Origin of the sequence: Plantactinospora solaniradicis (assembly GCF_042658085.1) — a bacterium.
Lineage (GTDB): Bacteria > Actinomycetota > Actinomycetes > Mycobacteriales > Micromonosporaceae > Plantactinospora > Plantactinospora solaniradicis.
On sequence record NZ_JBHSPR010000001.1, the window covers coordinates 1,117,611 to 1,137,653 of the forward strand.

At 71.1% G+C, this 20,043-nt stretch carries 21 protein-coding genes and 1 tRNA gene; 10 read left to right on the top strand and 12 right to left on the bottom strand.

From position 1 onward, the window contains the following. Window positions 1-6 precede the first annotated feature (6 nt). Together ACFP2T_RS05155 and ACFP2T_RS05160 are read left to right on the top strand one after the other, a co-directional pair. A complete protein-coding gene (locus tag ACFP2T_RS05155) occupies window positions 7-1,377 on the top strand; it encodes a glycoside hydrolase family 18 protein (RefSeq protein WP_377417722.1) in 1,371 nt (456 codons plus the stop codon). Window positions 1,378-1,685: 308 nt separating this feature from the next. Continuing rightward, window positions 1,686-3,068, top strand: coding sequence for a D-glucuronyl C5-epimerase family protein (locus ACFP2T_RS05160; RefSeq protein WP_377417724.1), 1,383 nt, complete (start codon window positions 1,686-1,688; stop codon window positions 3,066-3,068). Between the two features lie 26 nt (window positions 3,069-3,094). On the opposite strand, the gene ACFP2T_RS05165 is transcribed toward ACFP2T_RS05160, so the two are convergent. Continuing rightward, the gene (locus ACFP2T_RS05165; RefSeq protein ID WP_377417726.1) at window positions 3,095-3,592 is read right to left on the bottom strand and encodes a hypothetical protein; all 498 of its coding nucleotides are present in this window, start codon (window positions 3,590-3,592) and stop codon (window positions 3,095-3,097) included. 208 nt (window positions 3,593-3,800) lie between these two features. Between ACFP2T_RS05165 and ACFP2T_RS05170 the strand changes: the two genes are divergently transcribed. The 3 genes from ACFP2T_RS05170 to ACFP2T_RS05180 all read left to right on the top strand — a co-directional run bounded on the left by ACFP2T_RS05170 (window position 3,801) and on the right by ACFP2T_RS05180 (window position 6,695). Then, window positions 3,801-4,925 carry a sensor histidine kinase gene (locus ACFP2T_RS05170; protein WP_377417728.1) on the top strand — a complete coding sequence of 375 codons (1,125 nt, stop codon included), beginning with the start codon at window positions 3,801-3,803 and terminating at the stop codon, window positions 4,923-4,925. Then, window positions 4,922-5,614, top strand: a complete 693-nt coding sequence (locus tag ACFP2T_RS05175) for a response regulator (protein WP_377417730.1) — start codon at window positions 4,922-4,924, stop codon at window positions 5,612-5,614. Before ACFP2T_RS05170 ends, ACFP2T_RS05175 begins: the two co-directional genes overlap by 4 nt. 244 nt (window positions 5,615-5,858) lie before the next feature. Next, window positions 5,859-6,695: a hypothetical protein gene (locus ACFP2T_RS05180; protein WP_377417732.1), complete on the top strand. Its 837-nt coding sequence runs from the start codon at window positions 5,859-5,861 to the stop codon at window positions 6,693-6,695. 227 nt (window positions 6,696-6,922) lie between these two features. Here the strand turns inward: ACFP2T_RS05180 and ACFP2T_RS05185 are convergent. Beyond that, window positions 6,923-7,012, bottom strand: a tRNA-Ser gene (locus ACFP2T_RS05185). 76 nt (window positions 7,013-7,088) lie between these two features. Here ACFP2T_RS05185 and deoD point away from each other — a divergent pair. Further along, window positions 7,089-7,796, top strand: coding sequence for a purine-nucleoside phosphorylase (gene deoD / locus ACFP2T_RS05190; RefSeq protein ID WP_377417734.1), 708 nt, complete (start codon window positions 7,089-7,091; stop codon window positions 7,794-7,796). A 73-nt stretch (window positions 7,797-7,869) separates the two neighbouring features. Here deoD and ACFP2T_RS05195 read toward each other — a convergent pair whose 3' ends face one another. The 4 genes from ACFP2T_RS05195 to ACFP2T_RS05210 all read right to left on the bottom strand — a co-directional run bounded on the left by ACFP2T_RS05195 (window position 7,870) and on the right by ACFP2T_RS05210 (window position 11,688). Beyond that, window positions 7,870-9,093 carry an ABC transporter permease gene (locus ACFP2T_RS05195; RefSeq protein ID WP_377417736.1) on the bottom strand — a complete coding sequence of 408 codons (1,224 nt, stop codon included), beginning with the start codon at window positions 9,091-9,093 and terminating at the stop codon, window positions 7,870-7,872. Further along, window positions 9,093-9,878 carry an ABC transporter ATP-binding protein gene (locus ACFP2T_RS05200; protein WP_465264256.1) on the bottom strand — a complete coding sequence of 262 codons (786 nt, stop codon included), beginning with the start codon at window positions 9,876-9,878 and terminating at the stop codon, window positions 9,093-9,095. Before ACFP2T_RS05200 ends, ACFP2T_RS05195 begins: the two co-directional genes overlap by 1 nt. A gap of 32 nt (window positions 9,879-9,910) precedes the next feature. After that, the gene (locus ACFP2T_RS05205; RefSeq protein WP_377417738.1) at window positions 9,911-10,951 is read right to left on the bottom strand and encodes an efflux RND transporter periplasmic adaptor subunit; all 1,041 of its coding nucleotides are present in this window, start codon (window positions 10,949-10,951) and stop codon (window positions 9,911-9,913) included. Window positions 10,952-11,142: 191 nt separating this feature from the next. Then, a complete protein-coding gene (locus ACFP2T_RS05210) occupies window positions 11,143-11,688 on the bottom strand; it encodes a hypothetical protein (protein WP_377417740.1) in 546 nt (181 codons plus the stop codon). A 131-nt stretch (window positions 11,689-11,819) separates the two neighbouring features. Between ACFP2T_RS05210 and ACFP2T_RS05215 the strand changes: the two genes are divergently transcribed. Both ACFP2T_RS05215 and ACFP2T_RS05220 read left to right on the top strand, forming a co-directional pair. Next, entirely contained in the window at window positions 11,820-12,476 is a 657-nt protein-coding gene (locus ACFP2T_RS05215) for a response regulator transcription factor (protein WP_377417742.1), read from the top strand. Then, on the top strand, window positions 12,473-13,750 hold the full coding sequence (locus ACFP2T_RS05220; RefSeq protein WP_377417744.1) for a sensor histidine kinase: 1,278 nt from the start codon (window positions 12,473-12,475) through the stop codon (window positions 13,748-13,750). The genes ACFP2T_RS05215 and ACFP2T_RS05220 overlap by 4 nt, the downstream gene beginning before the upstream one ends. A 75-nt stretch (window positions 13,751-13,825) precedes the next feature. On the opposite strand, the gene ACFP2T_RS05225 is transcribed toward ACFP2T_RS05220, so the two are convergent. The 5 genes from ACFP2T_RS05225 to ACFP2T_RS05245 all read right to left on the bottom strand — a co-directional run bounded on the left by ACFP2T_RS05225 (window position 13,826) and on the right by ACFP2T_RS05245 (window position 16,809). Next, window positions 13,826-14,737 carry an aminoglycoside phosphotransferase family protein gene (locus ACFP2T_RS05225; protein WP_377417942.1) on the bottom strand — a complete coding sequence of 304 codons (912 nt, stop codon included), beginning with the start codon at window positions 14,735-14,737 and terminating at the stop codon, window positions 13,826-13,828. Window positions 14,738-14,873: 136 nt separating this feature from the next. Then, window positions 14,874-15,389 carry a nucleoside deaminase gene (locus ACFP2T_RS05230; protein WP_377417746.1) on the bottom strand — a complete coding sequence of 172 codons (516 nt, stop codon included), beginning with the start codon at window positions 15,387-15,389 and terminating at the stop codon, window positions 14,874-14,876. Window positions 15,390-15,435: 46 nt separating this feature from the next. Then, window positions 15,436-15,972, bottom strand: a complete 537-nt coding sequence (locus ACFP2T_RS05235; RefSeq protein ID WP_377417748.1) for a tRNA adenosine deaminase-associated protein — start codon at window positions 15,970-15,972, stop codon at window positions 15,436-15,438. Between the two features lie 160 nt (window positions 15,973-16,132). Continuing rightward, window positions 16,133-16,300 (bottom strand): hypothetical protein, encoded by a 168-nt coding sequence (locus ACFP2T_RS05240; RefSeq protein ID WP_192766406.1) that lies wholly within the window; start codon window positions 16,298-16,300, stop codon window positions 16,133-16,135. A 116-nt stretch (window positions 16,301-16,416) separates the two neighbouring features. Continuing rightward, window positions 16,417-16,809: a hypothetical protein gene (locus tag ACFP2T_RS05245; RefSeq protein WP_377417944.1), complete on the bottom strand. Its 393-nt coding sequence runs from the start codon at window positions 16,807-16,809 to the stop codon at window positions 16,417-16,419. A gap of 356 nt (window positions 16,810-17,165) precedes the next feature. Here ACFP2T_RS05245 and ACFP2T_RS05250 point away from each other — a divergent pair, with 356 nt between their 5' ends. Both ACFP2T_RS05250 and ACFP2T_RS05255 read left to right on the top strand, forming a co-directional pair. Next, on the top strand, window positions 17,166-17,945 hold the full coding sequence (locus tag ACFP2T_RS05250; protein WP_377417750.1) for a M23 family metallopeptidase: 780 nt from the start codon (window positions 17,166-17,168) through the stop codon (window positions 17,943-17,945). Window positions 17,946-17,973: 28 nt separating this feature from the next. Further along, window positions 17,974-18,978: a prephenate dehydrogenase/arogenate dehydrogenase family protein gene (locus ACFP2T_RS05255; protein WP_377417752.1), complete on the top strand. Its 1,005-nt coding sequence runs from the start codon at window positions 17,974-17,976 to the stop codon at window positions 18,976-18,978. Here the strand turns inward: ACFP2T_RS05255 and mtnA are convergent. Next, window positions 18,950-20,026 (bottom strand): S-methyl-5-thioribose-1-phosphate isomerase, encoded by a 1,077-nt coding sequence (gene mtnA / locus ACFP2T_RS05260; RefSeq protein WP_377417754.1) that lies wholly within the window; start codon window positions 20,024-20,026, stop codon window positions 18,950-18,952. The two genes, ACFP2T_RS05255 and mtnA, sit on opposite strands and share 29 nt — an antisense overlap. Between the last annotated feature and the right edge of the window lie 17 nt (window positions 20,027-20,043).

Sequence of the window (20,043 nt, forward strand, 5' to 3'; positions counted from 1 at the left end):
GTGCATATGCGCGGATCCGTCCTCCGTCGACTCGGCACCGCAACCGCCGTCACCGCGGTCACCGCCGTGCTGGCCGGCATCGCCGTACCCCCGGCATCGGCCGCCCCCGGCGCACCGTCGAAGCACGACGGCGGCCAGCGTGACGGCTTCGTCAAGGTCGGCTACTTCACCCAGTGGGGCATCTACGGCCGGGCCTTCACGGTCAAGAAACTCGACGACTCCGGTGCCGCAGAGCGGCTCACCCACCTCAACTACGCGTTCGGCAACGTCAGTCCCGACGGGCGGTGCTTCGTCGACGGCGGGCCGGGCGAGGGCGACGCCTGGGCCGACTACCAGCGGCCGGTCCCGGCGGAGGAGAGCGTCGACGGCGTCGCCGACGCCTGGGGCGAGCCGCTGAACGGCAACTTCGGGCAGCTCCAGAAGCTCAAGGCGGCCCATCCCAACCTGAAGGTGCTGATCTCGCTCGGCGGGTGGAGCTGGTCGACGCACTTCTCCAACGCCTCGCTCACCCCCGAGTCGCGGCGCAGGTTCGTCGCCTCCTGCATCGACCTCTACATCAAGGGCAACCTGCCCAACCCGGACGGAAGTGCCGGCGGACCGGGCTCACTCGCCGGGGTCTTCGACGGCATCGACCTCGACTGGGAGTGGCCGGGCTCGGCCGGCGACGTGGACACGGTCTATCGACCCGAGGACAAACAGAACTTCACCGCGCTGGTCGCCGAGTTCCGCCGGCAACTCGACGCCGTCGGCAAGCCGGTCCGCAAGCACTACGAACTGACCGCCTTTGTACCGGCCAACCCGGCCGCGATCGACGCGGGCTTCGAGGTCCGGAAGGTCTTCAAGAACCTCGACTTCGCCACCGTGCAGGGGTACGACTTCCACGGCACCTGGGAACCGGTCGCCAACCAGCAGTCCGCGCTGCGGGTACCGGCCGGCGCCACCGAACCCGACTTCGCGGTCGACCGGACCATCGACGCCTGGCTCGACCGGGGCGCCGAGCGCGGCAAACTGGTGCTGGGCATCCCGTACTACGGCCGTGGATGGGCCGGCGTGACCGGCGGTCGCAACGGCCTGTTCGGCACCTCCACCGGCGGCGCGGCTCCAGCCACCTTCGAGGCCGGCTACGAGGACTACAAGGTGCTCAAGACCAAGGTCGGCCAGAACGGCTTCAAGGTCTACCGCGACCTCCGCGCCGGCACCGCCTGGCTCTACGACGGTACGACCTTCTGGACGTACGAGGATCCGGCGGTCGTACTCCAGAAGACCCTGTTCATCCGGTCCCAGCGACTCGGCGGCGCGATGATCTGGTCGCTCGACGGCGACGACGACCAGGCGACGCTGACCCGGACCATCGATCTCGGCCTCTGGACGGGCTGACCACTCCCCGATCGACAGCGCCCGGCAGGTCCGTCCGGATCTGCCGGGCGCTGACCTGGGGGGACAAAAAACTTGTGACTGGATGCAACCATCTAGGCGCTCGCGGCCTTTGACGGATCGGAGGCTCGGTAGCAGAGGGCGACGCACTCGGCGCGTCTTGACGGGGGGCGACAGTGGAGGAGCAGAACCGCATCAGGAATGACACCCTGCATGCCGATTTTTCGCGTCGTGCCATTATCCGCGGCGCAGTCGCCGTCGGCGGGCTCGGGGCCTTCGCCGGCCTGGCCAGCGGCTGTAGTGGCAGCCGGATGACCGATCCGAAACTCGCGGCCAGCCAGCCTCGCCCGGCCTTCTTTCTCGGATCTTCCACCGAGGTCAATTTCGACCACCACGACTTCGAGATCCGCGAACTTCTGGACGGGATCCGGCCGTACCACCTGAAAACGGCTGTGCCGCTTGTCGATCCGGGTCCGCATGACTCGTCGGGTGTCCGGATGGCGTTGCTCGGCGGGAAGCTCCACGACCATCCGGTCGCCCAGGCGCAGTACGGCCTGCACCTGATCGAGGCCCACCGGCTCACGAAGAACGGCGAGTACCTGAACCGGGCCAGGAAGCAGGCGCAGCGGCTGGTCGACCGGCGGGTGTTGCAGGGCGACGGCTGGTTCTACCCGTACCCGTTCCGCCACCGGCTGCACCGCACCAACGATGTCTATCCCGCGCCGTGGTACTCGATGATGGCCCAGGGGCAGGCGCTCAGCGTCTTCTGCCGGCTGTTCACCGTCACCGGCGAGGCCAGGTGGCGGACAGCGGCCGACGCGACTTTCAGGTCCTACCTGGTGGCCCCGGTCGCGGGCAAGCCCTGGGGCGTGTACGTCGTGGACGGGAAACTCTGGCTGGAGGAGTACCCGAACCCGAGGGGCGTCACGGGTGACCGGACCTACAACGGGCACACCTTCTCGGCGTACGGCCTGTGGGACTACTGGGTGGTGACCAAGGACGAGCGCGCCAAGATGTTGTTGCAGGGCGCGCTGACCACGACCCGGGACGTGTACAGCGAGATCGCCAACCCGCAGTGGCGGAGCAAGTACTGCCTACGGCACTCCCATGACGCGGGCACCTACCACTCCACCCACATCGGCCAGCAGATCCAGTGCTTTGCGATCACCGGTGACACCGCGTTCGCGCGGATCGCGGATCTGTTCTACACCGATTTTCCGCCACACGGCATAACCGGGAAGGTCATGTTCCAGCCGGGTGACCACACCGGGTACCGGTTCGACGGCAATGGAGCCGTCACCGCCAGCAAACCGATCCGGCTGCTCCAGCCCCGTGAGGCAGCCTCCAAAGGGCGCGTACGGGTGAAGGACCAGCGCGACATCTGGTACGAGATCGGCGACGGCGACCTGGCCGGCTACCACGTGAAAGAGGTACCGGGGCATTCGTACCAGCTCGGTGAGGCAGCCCCCCTCGGTTACCGGATCCCGCGCCTGGCGTCGATCGCGCTGGCACCGGTCGAGGCGTACACCATCGATGCGGCCGGCGCGATGACCTCGGTGGTCACCAATTACCGGGTGGGTGATCGGGTCAGCCTCGACCGACGTGCCGTGCTGAACGGCACGGAGCACCTCCGGCTGGCAAACGGCCCGCACGTCGGTCGTTGGGTGAGGTATTCGGCCATGAACCGCACCTGACCCTCGTCAACCCGCCGCCACTTCCGTCAGTGGCGGGTGCGGGACCGGAGGAAGCTGACGACCAGCACGGCGAGGAGTACCAACGCGCCGCCGTCCGTGACCACCGAGGGCAGGACACCGACCCAGCCGAAGTTGTCGACGGCGGCCTCGAACATCTCGGTCGGGACCATGAAAACGCCCGCCGCCTGACCCGCGTTGACCACGACTACCAGCCAGAAGACCCAGGTCCTGCCGCGCAGCGCAAGCATTCCGAGCGCGTTGCCCACGATGAACAGCGCGCCGACGACACGAAACCCGGCGAGGAAACCCGGAGCGCTGTCGGTCGCTTCCGCCGCGCTCACGCCTGCCAGCCGCATCATCTGTTCGAGCGTGTCGAGGTCGACGATGACGAAGGTCTGCACGGTGGTGCCGATCGTGAAGACGACCGAGCAAACGAAGGTGAAGACCTGCGTCCGTCGGGTCCAGACCGTCGGGGCGCGCATCGGGCTGGTGGACGTCGGCGGGGCGATCGGGCGCTCGACCATCGTGGACCTTCTTCAGCAGACCTGGCGTTAACGGTTCCCATGCTCGTGGTCGACGTCGGCACGATCGTCGTTCCCGCATCGGCTCTTCCGCGTACTCCGTGGGTAGGTCATCCCCGGCCAGCAGGGCCGGCGTACCACCTACGGAGTACGCCGAAACTGCTCTTCGGGGTGGCTCGGCCCGGCCCACGACGCGGCTATCGTGGCCCGCATGGCCAGGTGGAGCATCGACGGTGTCGCCGCGGTCGCGGTGGCGGTCGGAGTGATCGCGGGCAGTCAGTTCGGACCCCGTGCCGGCGGGCAGAGTTCGTTGGATCTCGCGGGGTACGCACTACTGGTGGCCGGTTCGCTGCCGCTGGTCTGGCGGCGCCGTCGCCCGCTGCTGGTGGCCGCGTTGACCGCCATCGCGTGCGTGGCCTACCACGGCCTGCTGTATCCCGGCATCTTCGCCGCCACGCCCGTCCTACTGGCCGTCTACACCCTGATCAGCCTCGGGCATCGGCTCGAAGGAATCGTGACGGCCATCGGGTACGCGACCGGGTTCTACCTCGCGATCGGTGCGGCACGCGCCGACTTCGAGATCCACGACGGCCTGCTCTGGCAGATCGGCTTCCTGACTGCGGTCGGGGTGATCGGGCAGATGGTGGCGACCCACCGCGCCTACCTGCGGGCGGTCGAGCAACGGGCGGTCCAGGCCGAGCGGACACGGGACGAGGCCGCACTGCGTCGGGCCGGCGAAGAACGTCTCTGGATCGCCCAGGAACTGCACGACACCCTCACCCACAGCATTGCGGTGATCAACGTACAGGTCGGCGTCGCCGTCCATCTGCTGGACAAGAACCCAGAGCAGGCGCATTCGGCGCTGACCGCGATCAAGGAAACCGGTCAGGAGGCGATGCGGGAACTGCGGGCCACCCTCGGAGTACTCCGCCAGGCCGATCCCGACGGCGCCACGGCTGGCCTGGCCAAGCTACCGAGGCTGCTCGCGCGAGCCGAGGCGGCCGGACTTCCGGTCACCGTCGACGTACGCGGCGACGTGTCGCCCCTGACCGCCGAGGCCGATCGTGCCGCCTACCGCATCGTGCAGGAGGCCCTCACCAATGTGCTGCGCCACGTGGGCCACGCGGCCGTCACCGTGACCCGCGAATACCGTCGCGACACGGTCACCCTGCGCGTGGACAACGACGGCGCGCCGCTTCAAGCGGAGCCACGACACGGGATGGGACTGATCGGGATGAGAGAGCGTGCGGTGGCCGCCGGGGGCTCGTTGACCACCGGGCCACGCCTCGGCGGCGGATTCCGCGTCGAGGCCGAACTGCCGTTGGGGCGCCCGTGATCCGGGTCCTTCTCGCCGACGACCAACCGTTGATCAGGGCCGGCTTCCGCGCCCTGCTGGAGAACGAGGACGACATCACCGTAGTGGCCGAGGCCGGCGACGGCTCCCAGGCAGTGCAGCTCGTTCGCGAGCACCTGCCCGACGTGGCACTTCTCGATGTCAGGATGCCACTGCTCGACGGCATCGCCGCCACCCGCCAGATCGCCGCCGACCCCCACCTGGCAGCCGTCCACATCGTCATCCTCACCGCCTATTCGGTCGACCGCTACGTCTTCGCCGCCCTGCGTGCCGGCGCGAGCGGCTACCTGGTCAAGGACGTGGAACCGGCCGAACTCCTGCACTGCGTACGGGTCGCCGCACGCGGCGACGCACTACTCGCTCCCGCCGTGACCCGAAGCCTGATCCAGGAATTCGTCTCCACCCCGCCCCGTCCCGACCCGCCCACCAGCCTCGCCGGGCTCACCCAGCGGGAACGCGAAGTGCTCGTCCTGGTCGCCGCCGGCCTGTCCAACGACGAGATCGCCGCACACCTGACGATCAGCCAGCTCACCGCCAAGACACACGTGAGCCGCACCATGACCAAACTCGGCGCCCGCGACCGCGCCCAACTCGTCGTCTACGCGTACGAGTCCGGCCTCGTCACACCGGGCCACCCGACAACGCCGAGCGCCGTCAATTCCGACCAGTGATCACGGACCTGGGCCGCGAGCCCTCGCCCGGGTGCAGATCGGGTCGGGGTTTGTCTGCCTGGTGCAGGCGGGCCTGCTCCTCCCCGGCCTACCGAAACGACCCGTGCTGGGCACTCCAACCGATCGGACTCGACCCTCACACCACGCCATGAGCGAACTGGCATCGCAGGACTAGGCTCGTGGCCGTCGATGGCCGTCCGATCCTGTGGTCGGGCGCGTCGCCGTATCGGACCCTGGAAGCGCTGTGCGGGAAGAGTCACGGTACGACTTCGTCGGTGGCCTGGTCGTCGCCCTGATCGGTGCCGCCGCCGGCGCCCTCGTCGGGTTGCTCGGGTGGCTGCTCGGCGGGAACCCGCTGGTGGTGCTGCTCCTGGCGTCCTACGGTACGGTACCCGGCATTTTCTGGGCGTTCGCCCCACCCGAGGAGCGCGGCCGGCCGGCCCGCCCGAGGGTGCTCAGCCCACGGCAGCAGAGGGCGCGGGAGCGACAGTTGCGCCGCCACGAGCGGCGACTGGCCCGGCGGGAGCGGCGTCGTCAACGCCGGCAGAAGACGGCCGACACAACCGCTCACCTGCTGACGTCCGCCTGGTTCGGCGGCGCGACCGGCTGGTTCGCCTCGGTACCGCTGCTGCTGCTCACCGCCGCCTGCGGGCTCGCCCCGGGGATCGACCCGCTCGCCGCCATGCTGCCCCTGTCGCTACTGGCCGCGGTGGTGGCCGGGGTGGTGCAAGGGTTCGCGGGACCGACGGGCGGATGGTGGAACACCGCCTGGGATCTCGTGCGGCGTAGCCTGCCGGCCGCCTTGCTCGTACTGAGCGTTCCCGGGCTGGCGCTCGGCTGGACACTAGCGATGCCGCTGGCCGGGGCGGCGGTCTGGCTGGGGCAGGCGCGTAGCACCGCCTGGATCTGGGTGGTGCTCCCGGTCACACTGCTCGGCTACCTCGCCGCCACGGTCGTTTGGCGCCGGATCCTGCTACGTACCGATCGCCGCCCTGGCAATGGCAGTGGAGGCCGACCGCGCTCCACCAACGGCGGATCCTGGGTCGACGTCGACGTCGACGGCAGCACCTGGGAAGGCTGACCGGCAGGTAATCGAGCACCCTACCGACTCGATCCGAACCGACATTGCCAAGCGGGGCGGTGGGCTGATCTCGGCCACCGGTGGCCAGCCCGAGGCCGACGACGGCTCGGCGGAAGTCCGCATGCCGGTCGGGTGAGCCATTGAGACGACGATTGAGACTAGCGATCTTGAAACAGCGAAACGCCCGGTCAACCCTGGTGGGCTGGCCGGGCGCTCTGCCTGTTCCGTGGCGGTGGTGAAGGGATTTGAACCCTTGGAGGGCGTAAACCCTCACACGCTTTCGAGGCGTGCTCCTTAGGCCGCTCGGACACACCACCGCCGAGTAGGGTACCCGACGCTCGTGGCGGACGTCGCGGCGGTATCGGCCGGACCGACCTGGCAGGATCACCTCACATGAGCACGCACATTGGCGCCAAGCCGGGCGAGATCGCCGAGCGGGTCCTGATGCCGGGCGACCCGCTGCGGGCCAAGTGGATCGCCGAGACCTACCTCGAGGACGCCAAGTGCTACTCGACGGTCCGCGGCATGCTGGGCTTCACCGGCCGGTGGTCCGGTACCGAGGTCTCGATCCAGGGCTCCGGGATGGGCATGCCGTCCGCCTCGATCTACGCCCACGAACTGATCAACGAGTACGGCGTGAAGTCGCTGATCCGGGTCGGCTCCTGCGGGGCTCTCGCCGAGGACCTCCAGCTCAGGGACGTGATCGCGGCGAGTGGCTCGTCGACCGACTCGAACATGAACCGGATCCGGTTCGACGGGCTGATCGACTACGCCCCGGTCGCCGACTTCGGGCTGCTGCGTACCTCGGTCGAGGTGGCCGAGCGGCGCGGCATCGCGATGCGGGTCGGACCGATCCTGGCGGCGGACGCCTTCTACACCGATCGTCCCGACCTCTACGACACCCTCGCCGACTACGGCGTGCTGGCGGTGGAGATGGAGTCGGCGGCGCTCTACACGATCGCGGCCCGGTTCAAGGCGCGGGCGTTGACGCTGCTGACCGTCAGCGACCACATCAAGCGCGGCGAGAAGACGACCTCGCAGGAGCGGGAGCAGACGTTCGGCCAGATGGTCGAGATCGCCCTCGACACCATCATCGCCTGACCGCTGGTAACGCGGACGACCGTGGTCAGGAGCACGCCAGTCGACGGCGTACCCCTGACCACGGTGCGCTGAACTACGGGGCGGCGAGGGCCTCGGTCGGGGCGAGCCGGGAGGCCCGGACCGCCGGATAGAGCCCGGCGAAGGCGCCGATCAGCAGGGTCGCGCCGACCCCACCGGCCATCGCCCAGCCCGGTACGACCGTGGGCCAGTTCCGGGAGAGGGCGTAACCCGAGGTCACGGCGATGCCGATCAGCACCCCGCCGATCCCGCCCAGGGCGGACAACAGCAGCGACTCGGCGAGGAACTGGGTGCGTACCTGTCCTCGGGTCGCGCCCAGCGAGCGGCGGAGCCCGATCTCGGCCCGCCGTTCGAGTACCGAGATCACCATCGTGTTCGCCACTCCGACCCCGCCCACCAGCAGCGCGACCGCGCCGAGGCCGAGCAGCAGCCCGGTGAACGCCTCGTCGGTGGCCTGCTGCGCGGCGAGCGCGTCGGAGGGCTGGGTCACCTTGACCTCGTTCGGCGCCTCCGGGTTCGCGGTGGCGCCGAGGACCGCCTGCACCGCCTCGACGAACTCCTCCGCCGACCGGGTGTAGATCGTCGTCGGGTGGCCGTCGAAGTCGAGGTACGAGGCGGCGGCCTCCCAGCCGATCAGCGCGGACAGGTCCAGTTCCGGGGCCAGCGGCGCCGGCGCCAGGATCCCGACCACGGTGAACCACCGACCGCCGACCTGGACCTGTACGTCGGATCCGGCGGCGCCGAGGCCGAGCCGCTGGGCGGCGGTGGCCCCGAGCACCACGGCCGGGTAGCGGGCCGTCGCGGCGTTCAACCAGGTGCCGCTGGTCACGGTCGCCCCGACCGTGTCGAGCAGGTCCAGCCGGGCCGCCCGGGTGGCGATCCCGCCGCTCTCCACCGCCGGAATCTGGTCCGAGCGGTACACCTTGGCGTCGGAAAGCTGCCCGGTCGCGGAGACCTGTTCGACCGGACCGATCCGGCCGACCATCGCCACCGACTCCTCCGGGAGCTGGGCATTGTCCCCGAACATGGTGTTGCCGGGCGAGACGGTCAGCAGGTTGGTGCCGAGGGAGTCGAGCATCCGGTCCAGCTCGGCCCGGGAGGACGACGAGATGCCGACCACCGAGACCATCGCCGCGATGCCGATCGCGATGCCCAGCGCGGAGAGGAAGGCCCGCAGCGGTCGGGTACGCAGCCCGACGCCGCCGACCCGGAGGATGTCACGTGGACGCATCCGGGCCGGCACCAACCGGGGCCGGGCCGCGCCGCTCGTGCCGGCCATCAGCGCACCCCGTTCGACGCAACGGGACCGGACCCGACCGGAACGAGACCGGCCGGGTCGAACCCGACCGGTGCCAGCCCGGCGGAACCGCGCCCGGCGCCGCTGTCGGCGACCACCAGGCCGTCCCGCATGTAGACCTGCCGGGGCAGGCTCGCCGCGATCTCCCGATCGTGGGTGATCACCACGACGGTGGTCCCGGCGGCGTTCAGCTCGCGCAGCAGGGCGAGCACCCCCGCACCGGACGCGGAGTCGAGGTTGCCGGTCGGCTCGTCGGCCAGCAGCAACGCCGGACCGCCCACGACGGCGCGGGCGATCGCCACCCGCTGCCGCTCCCCGCCGGAGAGCTCGTGCGGCCGATGGTCCAGCCGGTGCCCCATCCCGACCCGGTCCAACGCGGCCTCCGCCCGCCGCCGCCGCTCCCCGAGGGGTACGCCGGCATAGAGCAGCCCGTCCGCCACGTTGTCCAGCACCGGTACGCCCGAGGCGAGATGGAACTGCTGGAACACGAACCCGATCCGGGACGACCGCAGCGCTGACAACTGCCGGTCGGAGAGCTTCGCCACGTCGTACCCGTCGATGTGCACCCGGCCTGCCGAGGGCCGGTCCAGGGTGCCGATCAGGTGCAGCATTGTCGACTTGCCGGAGCCGGACGGCCCGACGATCGCCGCGAGTTCGCCGTGCCGGATCGTCAGCGTGACTCCGCCGAGCGCCGTCACCCCGCCCGGATAGACCTTCGTCACACCGTCGAGCACGACGACCCCGTCGGACCCGGGCGCCGGGTCCACGGTCCCACCGGCGGCGACGGCCGTGCCCCCGTTCACTTGGGCATCCCGACGGTCGCACCCTCGGCCACCCCGGCACCGGAGATCTCCACCCGACCGGACGCGAACAGCCCGGTCTCCACCGCCACGATCCGGGTCGTGCCGCCCTCGACGAGTTGGACACCGTACCCGCCCTCGGCGAGCGCGAGCAGCGCGGCGACCGGCACGGTCAGGACGTCCGCGCGCTGGTCGGCGGTGAACGCCACGTCCACCGAGGCGCTGTCGAACCCGGTCAGCGCCTTCGGGTCGGCCGCCGTGATGGACACCTCGATCTTGGTCTCCGGCTCCGCCTCGGCGCCACTGCCGGTCTCGATCACCGTCTCCACCGCGGCGATGGTGCCGGCGACGTCCTTGCCGTCCGGCAGCGTCACGGTCACCTTGCCGCCCTTCTTGGCCAGCCGCTGGTCGTCCACGTCCAGCGACGCGGTGACCACCCGGGCCGTACCGGTGTAGGTCAGCACCCCGCTGCCGGGCTGGACGGCGTCGCCGACCGTTGCCTCGTGGCTGTCCACCCGGACCTCGCCGGCGGCGTAGACGACCTGGCCCAACTCGACCCGCCCGGTCTCGTCGAGACCGAGATCGTCCTGCCATTCCTCGACCGCGTCCGCGGTGGCCGAGGTGTACTCGTCGTCGACGGTGAACCCGTCGTACCCCAACGCGCTGAGGTTCCGCTCGAGCTGCTTGACGTCGGCGCCGCTGTCCCCGGACCGGAGCGTCCGGTACGCCGGCACCGTGCCATAGAGCAGCACGACCTTGGCGTTGTCGACCGAGTACAAGGGCTTACCCCGGGTGACCCGGGCACCGGTCCCGGCCATCCAGGTGATGGTGCCGCCCGCCCGGACGGCGGCGGTGCGGGTCTCCCCGTACCCGAGTTCACCGCTGACGCTCTCCGAGTCGATCAGCGTCTGCCTGGTGATCTGCGCATTGGCCGGGGGCAGGGTGCCGGCGGTCGCCGTACCCGGATCGTCGCCGCCGAATCCGACGGCCGCCGCCACCCCGGCGGCGACCGCGACCGCGGCGGTCGTCGCGACGGCCACCACCCTGGTACGACCGCCCCGGCGCCGCCGGTGCGCCCGGCCGGTGCCCCCCGCAACCGGACCGGCCGACACCGGCCCGGTCTCGCCGGACGGAGAATCCGACGGGGAACCGGACGGATCCGCACCGGCCGCACCGGCCGCACCGGAGCCTTCCGGGGCGGGTCCGGCGGCGGTAACCGAGGTGCCCGCCGTCATTGCGACCCCCGAACCCGGATCGGGAAGTTCCCACGGCACTTCTCCATCGCGGCCTGGAACTTCGGGTCCTCCCGGTCGAACCCGGACCCCGCCTGGAAGTCGATGGTGCCGTCCGCGTTCGGGTCCGGGAAGTTCGGTACGCCGTTCTCCCGCATGCACTTGGCCATCTGGCGCACCTGCTCGATCTGCTCCGCGTCGAGCTTCATTCCCTCGCCACCGTTCGGCAGCAGGCTGCGGCACTTCTGCATCGCCGCCTCCATCTTCGCCCCGTCATCCCCCGCACGCCGCTCGATGCGGATCCCGCCCTGACCCGGCTCCGGGTCGGGCATGTCCACCCCGTTCTCCCGCATGCACTTGGCGAACTCCCGCTGCCGGTCCTCGTTGCTGAGCGCGGCGGCGCTGGCGCTGGCCGTGGGTCCGGCCTCGGGCCCACCGCCGGCGGTCGCCACCCCGGTTCCGGAATCGGGTCCGCCGCAGCCGGCAAGAGCCAGACCGAGAGCCAGGGGCAGGGCCAGCCAGGTGCCCGACGTTCGTCGGCGCATGACACAACTCCTTCCGTGGGCCGGCGCGGTTCGCCGGCCGATACGGACAAAGTCAAGGGCAGGGCGCGTATCCGGGGCGTAACCGTCGACGTTTACGGCGGGGTTACCGGGGAGCGAGTCACGATGGGACAGTGCGGGTACTGGTGGTCGAGGACGAGAAGCTGTTGGCGGACGCCATCGCCGAGTGGTTACGTCGGGAGGCGTTCGCGGTGGACGTCGTGTACGACGGCGACGCGGCGCTGGAAAGGCTCGGTGTCAACGACTACGACGTCGTGGTGCTCGACCGGGACCTGCCGGTGGTGCACGGCGACGACGTGTGCCGGGCGATCATGGACGGCGGGGCCGAGACGAGGGTGCTGATGCTCACCGCCGCCGCGGCTGTCCGGGACCGGGTGGCCGGATTGGCGCTGGGCGCCGACGACTACCTGATCAAGCCGTTCGCGTTGGTCGAACTCTCGGCCCGGGTGCACGCGCTGATCCGCCGGGCCCGGCCGGCCGCACCGCCGAAGCTGACCCGGGCCGGTCTGGTGGTCGATCCGGCCCGGCACGAGGTCTACCGCGACGGCCGGTACGTCGCGCTGTCCCGCAAGGAGTTCGCGGTGCTGGCCGAGCTGATGCGGGCCGGCGGTGCGGTGGTCTCCGCCGAGGAGTTGCTGGAGCGGGCCTGGGACGAACACATCGACCCGTTCACCAACGTGGTCCGGGTGACCGTGATGAAGCTGCGTCGCAAGCTCGGCGACCCGCAGGTCGTCGAGACGGTTCCGGGAGTGGGGTATCAGATCCGGTGAAACGACTGACCATTCGAGCCCGCCTGACGCTTGTCTACGGCGGCCTCTTCCTGCTCGCCGGCATGGTCCTGCTCGGCGTCACCTACGTCCTGGTCAAGCAGCAGATGCCCGGTTCGTTCGGGGTGTCGCTGAACGCGATCAGGGTGTCCCCGGACGGTTCAGCGGGGCGGATCGTCTCCCCGGACAACGCCGAGCAGCTCCGGGTCTTCGCCCGGCAGGTGCAGGACCAGGCCCGGCAGGACGCGCTCGAAACCCTGCTCACCCAGGGCGGCATCGCCCTGGGAGTGGTGTCGGCGACCGCCGTCGCCTTCGGCTGGCTGCTCTCCGGCCGGGCGCTACAACCGCTGAACCAGATCACCGGCACCGCGCGGCGGATCGCCGGGGCGGGCGTGGCCGGACACGGGCTGCACGAGCGGATCGCGCTGCGCGGGCCCCGGGACGAGGTGAAGGAACTGGCCGACACCTTCGACCTGATGCTGGAGCGGCTGGACCAGTCCTTCGACGGGCAACGCCGGTTCGTCGCCAACGCGTCGCACGAACTGCGTACCCCGCTGGCGCTGAACCGCTCGCTGCTGGAACTCGCGATCACCCGACCGGACGCGCCCGCCGAGCTCCGGCAGCTCGGCGAGACGCTGCTGTCGATCAACGAACGCCACGAACGGCTGGTCGACGGGCTGCTCACCCTGGCCGACTCGGACCAGCAGGTTGTCGACCGTACGTCGATCGACCTGGCCGAGGTGGCCGCGTACGTCACCGACCAGGCCACGGCCGGGAAGCAGCTTTCGGTACGGCGGAACCTGGCGCCAGCCCGCACGGTCGGCGATCCGATCCTGCTGGAGCGGCTGGCCCAGAACCTGCTGGAGAACGCGGTACGGCACAACGTCCCGACCGGCGGCGAGGTGTGGATCGACACCCGCACGGTCGACGGCTGGGCCACCCTGGTGGTGGCGAACACCGGGCCGGTGGTGCCGGGGTACGAGATCGAGACGATGTTCCAGCCGTTCCGGCGGCTACGTCAGGAGCGGGTCGACGGAGGGCGGGGATTCGGTCTCGGGTTGTCGATCGTCCGGGCGGTCTCCCGCGCGCACGGCGGCTCGGTCCGCGCCGAGCCCCGGGAGGGCGGCGGGCTGGTGGTCACCGTCGTCCTGCCGGCCGAGCCGTCCCGCGGGTTCTCCACGTCGGGCGAGCCCCGGTGGGAACCAGCTCCGGTGGCCGCCATCGGCGCGGTGGCCGACACCGCGGTCCCGGCCACGGTCGGCGCCCGGAGCCGCTGACCCTCCGGGTCCAGTCAGGGCAGTCAGGGGCTCAGTCGCGACAGTCCGGGCTGAGTCGGGACAGTCCGGGCTCAGTCAGGGCAGTCGGGGCAGTAGTTGCAGCGCGACGTCCAGGGCGCGGCTACCGGGCGTGCCACCGCCTTCCGCGGTCCACACCTCCGACAGCACGCCCTGGACGTATCCCCAGGCGACGACCCGGTCGACGGGCATCTCCAGCTCATCGGCGAGCTGCTCGATCCGGCGCGGGACCAGGGCGAGGAGTTCGTCCTCACGTCGGCCGGGGTCGGGGTTGTAGAGCAGGGCGCCGATCTCGTAACCCGGATCGCCGACGACGCCGTGCGGATCGATCGCCAACCACGGTTCCCGGTCGGCTCGCAGGATGTTGTCATGATGCAGGTCGCCGTGCAGGATCACCCGGTCCGGCGCGGTCGCGCACAACTCGTCGAACAGCCGGCCCGCCCGCTCCACCAGGTGCCGGGGGAGCTGACCGTCATCGGGGTGCGCACGCAGGTGATTCGAGAAGGACGCGCTCCGGGCCGCCAGGTCGGGCAGTGGCCAACCCGGCGGAGCCGTACGGTGCAGCCGCCGCAGCACGTCGACGAAGGCGGTGGTCGCCTCCTCGTCACGGGTTGGTACGAGTGCACTGATCGGGGTGCCGGGGTTGGCCCGTTCCAGGAGCAGCGCCCCCCGGTCGGCGTCCCGGGCGAGCAGTCGTACGGCGCCCTGGCCGGCGAAGAATTCGAGCGTCGCCGCCTCCTTCGCCAGATGGCCGGCGTGCGGTACGCCGAGCTTGAGTACCGCTGGCGAGCCGTCCGCCCGGTTGACCGAGGTGACCCAGTTGAAGCTGAGCGGGAACGGCGTGCCGGGCTCCAGTTCCCAGTCGCGCAGCACCGAGGACTCCAACTCCGGCAGTTCGGTCAGCCACCGTCTGCCGGTCTCGCCCCAGGTCTCGACGACATTGCGGCTGAGGGAGGCGGGAATGACCATGCGGGGCACGGATCGAAGTCTGCCAGTCGGGTACGCCCCGGCACGTACCCGATCCACAGCCCGTACGGGAGTTTTCCACAGGTTTTGAAGTTATCCACAAACTGTGGATAAGGTCCTGGGCAAGCGGCGTGGGAAGTCAGCGGAAGAAGGCGCGGAGCGCGGCGGCACACTCGGCTTCCAGCACCCCGCCGTAGACCTCTGGACGGTGATTGAGCCGCCGGTCACGTACGACGTCCCACAGTGACCCCACCGCGCCCGTCTTCGGCTCCCACGCGCCGAAGACGAGGGTGGAAATTCGGGCCAGCACCAGTGCCCCGGCACACATGGTGCACGGCTCCAGCGTCACGACCAGGGTGCACCCGGTCAGCCGCCAGGCCCCCACCACGCTGGCCGCCCGGCGCAGTGCCAGGACCTCGGCGTGCGCGGTGGGATCACCGGTACGTTCCCGCTCGTTGCGGGCGGTGGCGAGTTCCGTACCGTCCGGGCCGTAGATCACCGCGCCGACCGGTACGTCCTCGGCCGCCACCTCCCTGGCCCGGTCGGCGGCGTCTCCCGCCGGACCGACCGCCCCGAGGTCGCCAGGTCCGGTGCCGGAGACCTCCAGCGCCCGCCGCATCCACGCCTCGTGCTGTTGCCGCCGGCCGGTCATCATCCGACCCGCCGGACCGACGTACCGGGACCTTCCGAAGCGGGGCCGGTCACGCCTCGCGGAGTTCCTCGACCTCGTTGCCGCAGCCGATGACCTGACACACCTGCGCCGTGACATCGGCCGGCAACATGCCCTCGTGGGAGCAGATCGCGAGCAGGCGATGCGCCGAGATGCCGAGGTCGGCGAGGAGGTCGGCGTCACCCACCGGGTCGGCGTCGGGATCGACCACCGGGTCGTTGTCGTCGTCGCCACCGGACGACCCGGCGGCGGGCTCTACCGGTTCGACGACATCGTCGATCTCCAGCGCCGGCGCCTTGATGTCCCCGACCAGCAGGGCACCGAGCCGCGACTCCTCGGCGAAGGCCGAGTCGGAGCCGAAGATGCGCAGGTCCTCACCCTCGTCCAGCCGCATGATGGCGAGATAGACGTCATCGGACTCGACGAAGAGCAACGAGACCTCGGCGTCCTGGTCGACGTCGCGGAGCAGGTCGGCAACCTCGTCGATGTCCGCCGCGCCACTAAGATCAACTTCTGCCGCAGTCCAGCCTGACGCGCCACGCGCGACGGCCGCAGCGAAGTACGACACGGTCCCCCCAATTACCCTGCGGCCCCCAGCCGCAGATCACCGCCGACATGCCTGTTCACAGCCGACTCTCTGTTACGCGTGACGGTATCCGGTCGCTTCCACAGGAGCCTACGCAACGCCCCGAAGCAGGTCGGGGAATCGAAGTGGGTGGCGCGGTTGGTCAGCTCACCAGCCGACGACGAGTGGCGATCAACTCACGCAGCCGATCAACGCGGGCACGTCGTGGATGCTCACGCTCCCGCACCGACTTCGCCCCGGCGAGCTCGGCGAGGAGCTGCAACCGGCGGCGGCTGCGGTCGGGGTCGAGCCGATGCTCTGTCCAGGCCATACCGCGAGGGTGCCGAGTCCCGCGCGGTTCGTCAAGGCCGGTCGCGGTACGCAGCCACAGGCTCACCCAGCGCCGTCAACGACGGCGAATTTTGCCCGGTTTCGCCCAACGGTGTCCTACCACAGCGGCCAGTCGGCGGAGGAGGACCAGCGGACCGCGACCGCCGCCGCGGCGATGGCCCAGCCCAGCGCCCCGGCCAACGCGATTCCCGCGCCGACCCCCCGATCACCGCGTGCGGTCAACACCAGGGCGACCAGCCAGGCCACCCCGCCGGCAAAGAGCGTCCACAGCACATAACCGCGCAGGTCACGGCCGAGCAGACCGAAGGCGAGCAGCCAGGCCGCCGCCGACCCGGCACCGGCGAACACACTGCCGACCCGGGCCGGATGGGGCTCGCGGTACGTCGGGTGTGAGTTCGGCGGCGGACCGGCCGGAAAGAGACCGGACGGGCTGTGCGCCACCGGCCGTGCCGTCCAGACGGGCCCGGCCCGCAGGCCGTTCCGGAGCATGTCGCCCGGCGGGAGCACGGCCGGTCCGGGCCTGCCGGGCCGGCGGACGTCCGCGTGCGGACCACCGGGCTGGCGGACGTCCGGGTGCGGGCCACCGGGCTGGGGCGCGTCCGGCCAGGGTCGGAACGCCGGCTGTTCCGCCATGACGCGGCTCCCTCCACCACCGTCCGCGCCGGATTCCGCGCGGTCCGCCGTCCGCAGCCTATCCCGGCCGATGCCGGGCACCCACCGAGTCGCGGCCAGCCGACATCCGGCAGGTCGCGGCGGCGGCAGTGGGCCCGGCGGGGGGACAACCCGGCGGCGGTGAGGTTCCGGGCGGGCGGGCGGGCGGCACGGCAGTCTGCCAGTATTGCCGGATGTCGTGGGGAGGAACCGCAGAGCGGGGTCGGCGGCGCGGCCGGGGGACGTACCCGGTCGTCGTCCTGCTGGCGACGGCGCTCGTGGCCGGCTGCGCCGACACGAGACAGTCGCCGGACGCACCGAGCTTCGAACCGATGGAGACGGCGACGCCGTCCTCGACCGGCGGCAACCCGCCGCTGGCGGCTCCGACGCCGACGGCCCCGGCCACGCCGAGCGCGTCGCCCTCCCGGAAGCCCACCACCCCGCCACCCACGACCGGCAACCACCGGTACGTCTTCCCGGTGCAGACCGGCAACGTCTCGTACCACCCGACGCACTCGGGCTACCCGGCCACGGACATCTTCGCCAACTGCGGCTCACCGGTCGTCGCCGTCACGGCTGGCCGGATCCTGGAGGTGAGCCGGGTCGACAACTACAGCAAGTCCGGTCCACAGGGTCCGAACAACGGCGGCAAGGCGGTGTCGCTGCTCGGTGACGACGGGGTGCGCTACTACGGCTCGCACCTGACCAACGTCGCCGCCGGGATCAACGCGGGCGTACGGGTCCGCGCCGGCCAGCAGGTCGGCACGGTCGGCAAGACCGGTAATGCGAACAACGTCTGCCATCTGCACTTCGGCATCTCGCCGCCCTGCAAGAAGACCGCCGACTGGTGGATCCGGCGCGGCGTCGTCTGGCCGGCGCCCTTCCTGGACGGTTGGCGCAAGAAGCGCAACACGTCGCCGGTTGCCAAGGTGAAGGACTGGCACGCCGACAAGGGCTGCCCGAAGGCGCCGTAACTGGCGCCGGTGTGCGAGAGTTCCCGACGTGGACGTCGCGGTGATCGGACTCGGTCTCATCGGCGGCTCGGTGCTACGGGCACTGGCCTCCGCCGGCCATCGGGTCCTGGGTTACGACGCCGATCCGGCGACCCGGGCCACGGCCCGGACCGCCGCCGCCCAGGCCCCGGCCAACGGGCGATGGCAGGTCGCCCGGACCGTACGGGACGCCGTGGCAAGGGTCGAGCTGGTCGTGATCGCGGTTCCGCTGCCCGCCGTGTCCGGGGTGCTGGATGACCTGGCCAGCGCCGGCTACACCGGCCTGGTCACCGACGTCACCTCGATCAAGGGGCCCGTGCAGGCGTTGGTCGACCGGCATCTGCGTGCCGGACCCGATCGCCTCGCCGGATTCGTCGGCGGGCACCCGATGGCCGGACGGGAGACCTCCGGATTCGGTGCCGCCGATCCGAGTCTCTTCACCGGCTGCGCCTGGGTACTCTGCCTCGAACCGGGGTCGACGTCGCTGGCCGATTGGCTCGAGCTGGCCGTACTGATCACCGGACTGAACGCCCGGGTGGTACCGGCCGTCGCCGACGAACACGACCGGGCGGTCGCCGCCGTCAGCCACGTACCGCATCTGCTGGCCTCGGCGTTGGCCGCGGTCGCCGCCGACGATCCGCTCGCCGGCACCCTGGGCGCCGGATCGTTCCGGGACGGTACGCGGGTCGCGGCGACCCGGCCGGACCTGGTGGCGGCGATGTGCGGTGGCAACGCGGCGGCGGTCGGTCCGGCCCTGGACGCGGTTCTCGACGCGCTGGCACGGGCCCGAGCCGCGCTGGACACCGCAGATCCGATCGACGCGCTACGGAGCTGGCTCAGGCCCGGCTCGGCGGCCCGGCTGGCCTGGCCGCCCCGGGGCGGTACCCCGGTGGAGCTGCCGGCCGAGCCCGACGCCCTGCTCCGGCTCGGCCGGGCCGGCGGTTGGCTGACCCGGGTCGCCGACGACCGGCGTACGGTCACCGCCGTCAGACCCGCTCGCCACGATCCAGCCTGATCACCCGTCGCTCGGTGACGATCGCGGTGACCAGGTCGTGTGGTGTCACGTCGAACGCGGGGTTGACCGCGCCGACGGTCGCCCACCCCGCTGACTGGTCCGGTCCGGCCGACTCGGCACCCGGTCCGGCCGACCGGGCATCCGGTCCCGCAGGCCCGGCACTCGGGATCGGCGGCCGGCTGTCGGGGGCGGGCGACCGGTGCACCGACAGCACCTCGTCCGCGCCCCGGTCCTCGATCTCGACGTCGGCACCGGAGGCCGTCGCCATATCCACCGTGGATTCGGGCGCGACGACGACGAACGGGATGCCGGCCCGGTGCGCTCCGAGGGCATGTGCGTAGCTGCCGATCTTGTTGATCACGTCGCCGTTGGCGCAGATCCGGTCGGCGCCGAGGACCACCCCGTCGACCTCGCCCCGGGCCATCAGGAACGGCCCCGCCCCGTCCACCGCCACCCGGTACGTCACCCCGGCCCGACCCAGCTCCCAGGCGGTCAACCGGGCCCCCTGCAGCAACGGCCGGGTCTCGCTGGCCACCACCGTGCCCAGCGTGTCCCGGCGGTGCAGCTCCAGCACCGCACCCAGTGCCGTGCCGCCGACCACCGTCGCCAGCGCGCCCGTGTTGCAGTGGGTGAGCAGGCGTGGACGCGCCCCACACAGCTCGGCCAACAGGTCGGCTCCCCGGGTGGCCATCGCGGCGGACGCCTCGATCTCCTCGTCCCGGACCGACAGGGCCTCGGCGAGCACCGCGTCGGCACCCTCCGGCAGCCGGGCGGCCGCCCGCCGCGCACCCCAGGCCAGGTTCACCGCGGTCGGCCGGGCGGTCTCCAGCAGGCGTACCGCCGCCGCCCGGTCGGTCGACTGGCGGGCGGCCATCGCCACCCCGAGGGCACCGGCCACCCCGAGTGCGGGAGCGCCGCGTACCGCGAGCCGCTGGATCGCCGCCACCAACTGCTCGACGGTGGTCAGCCGCAGCACCGTGAGCCGCCCCGGCAACGCGGTCTGATCGATGATCTCGACGGCGCCGTCAACCCAGTCGATCGTCCGCATGATCGCCAGGGTACGAC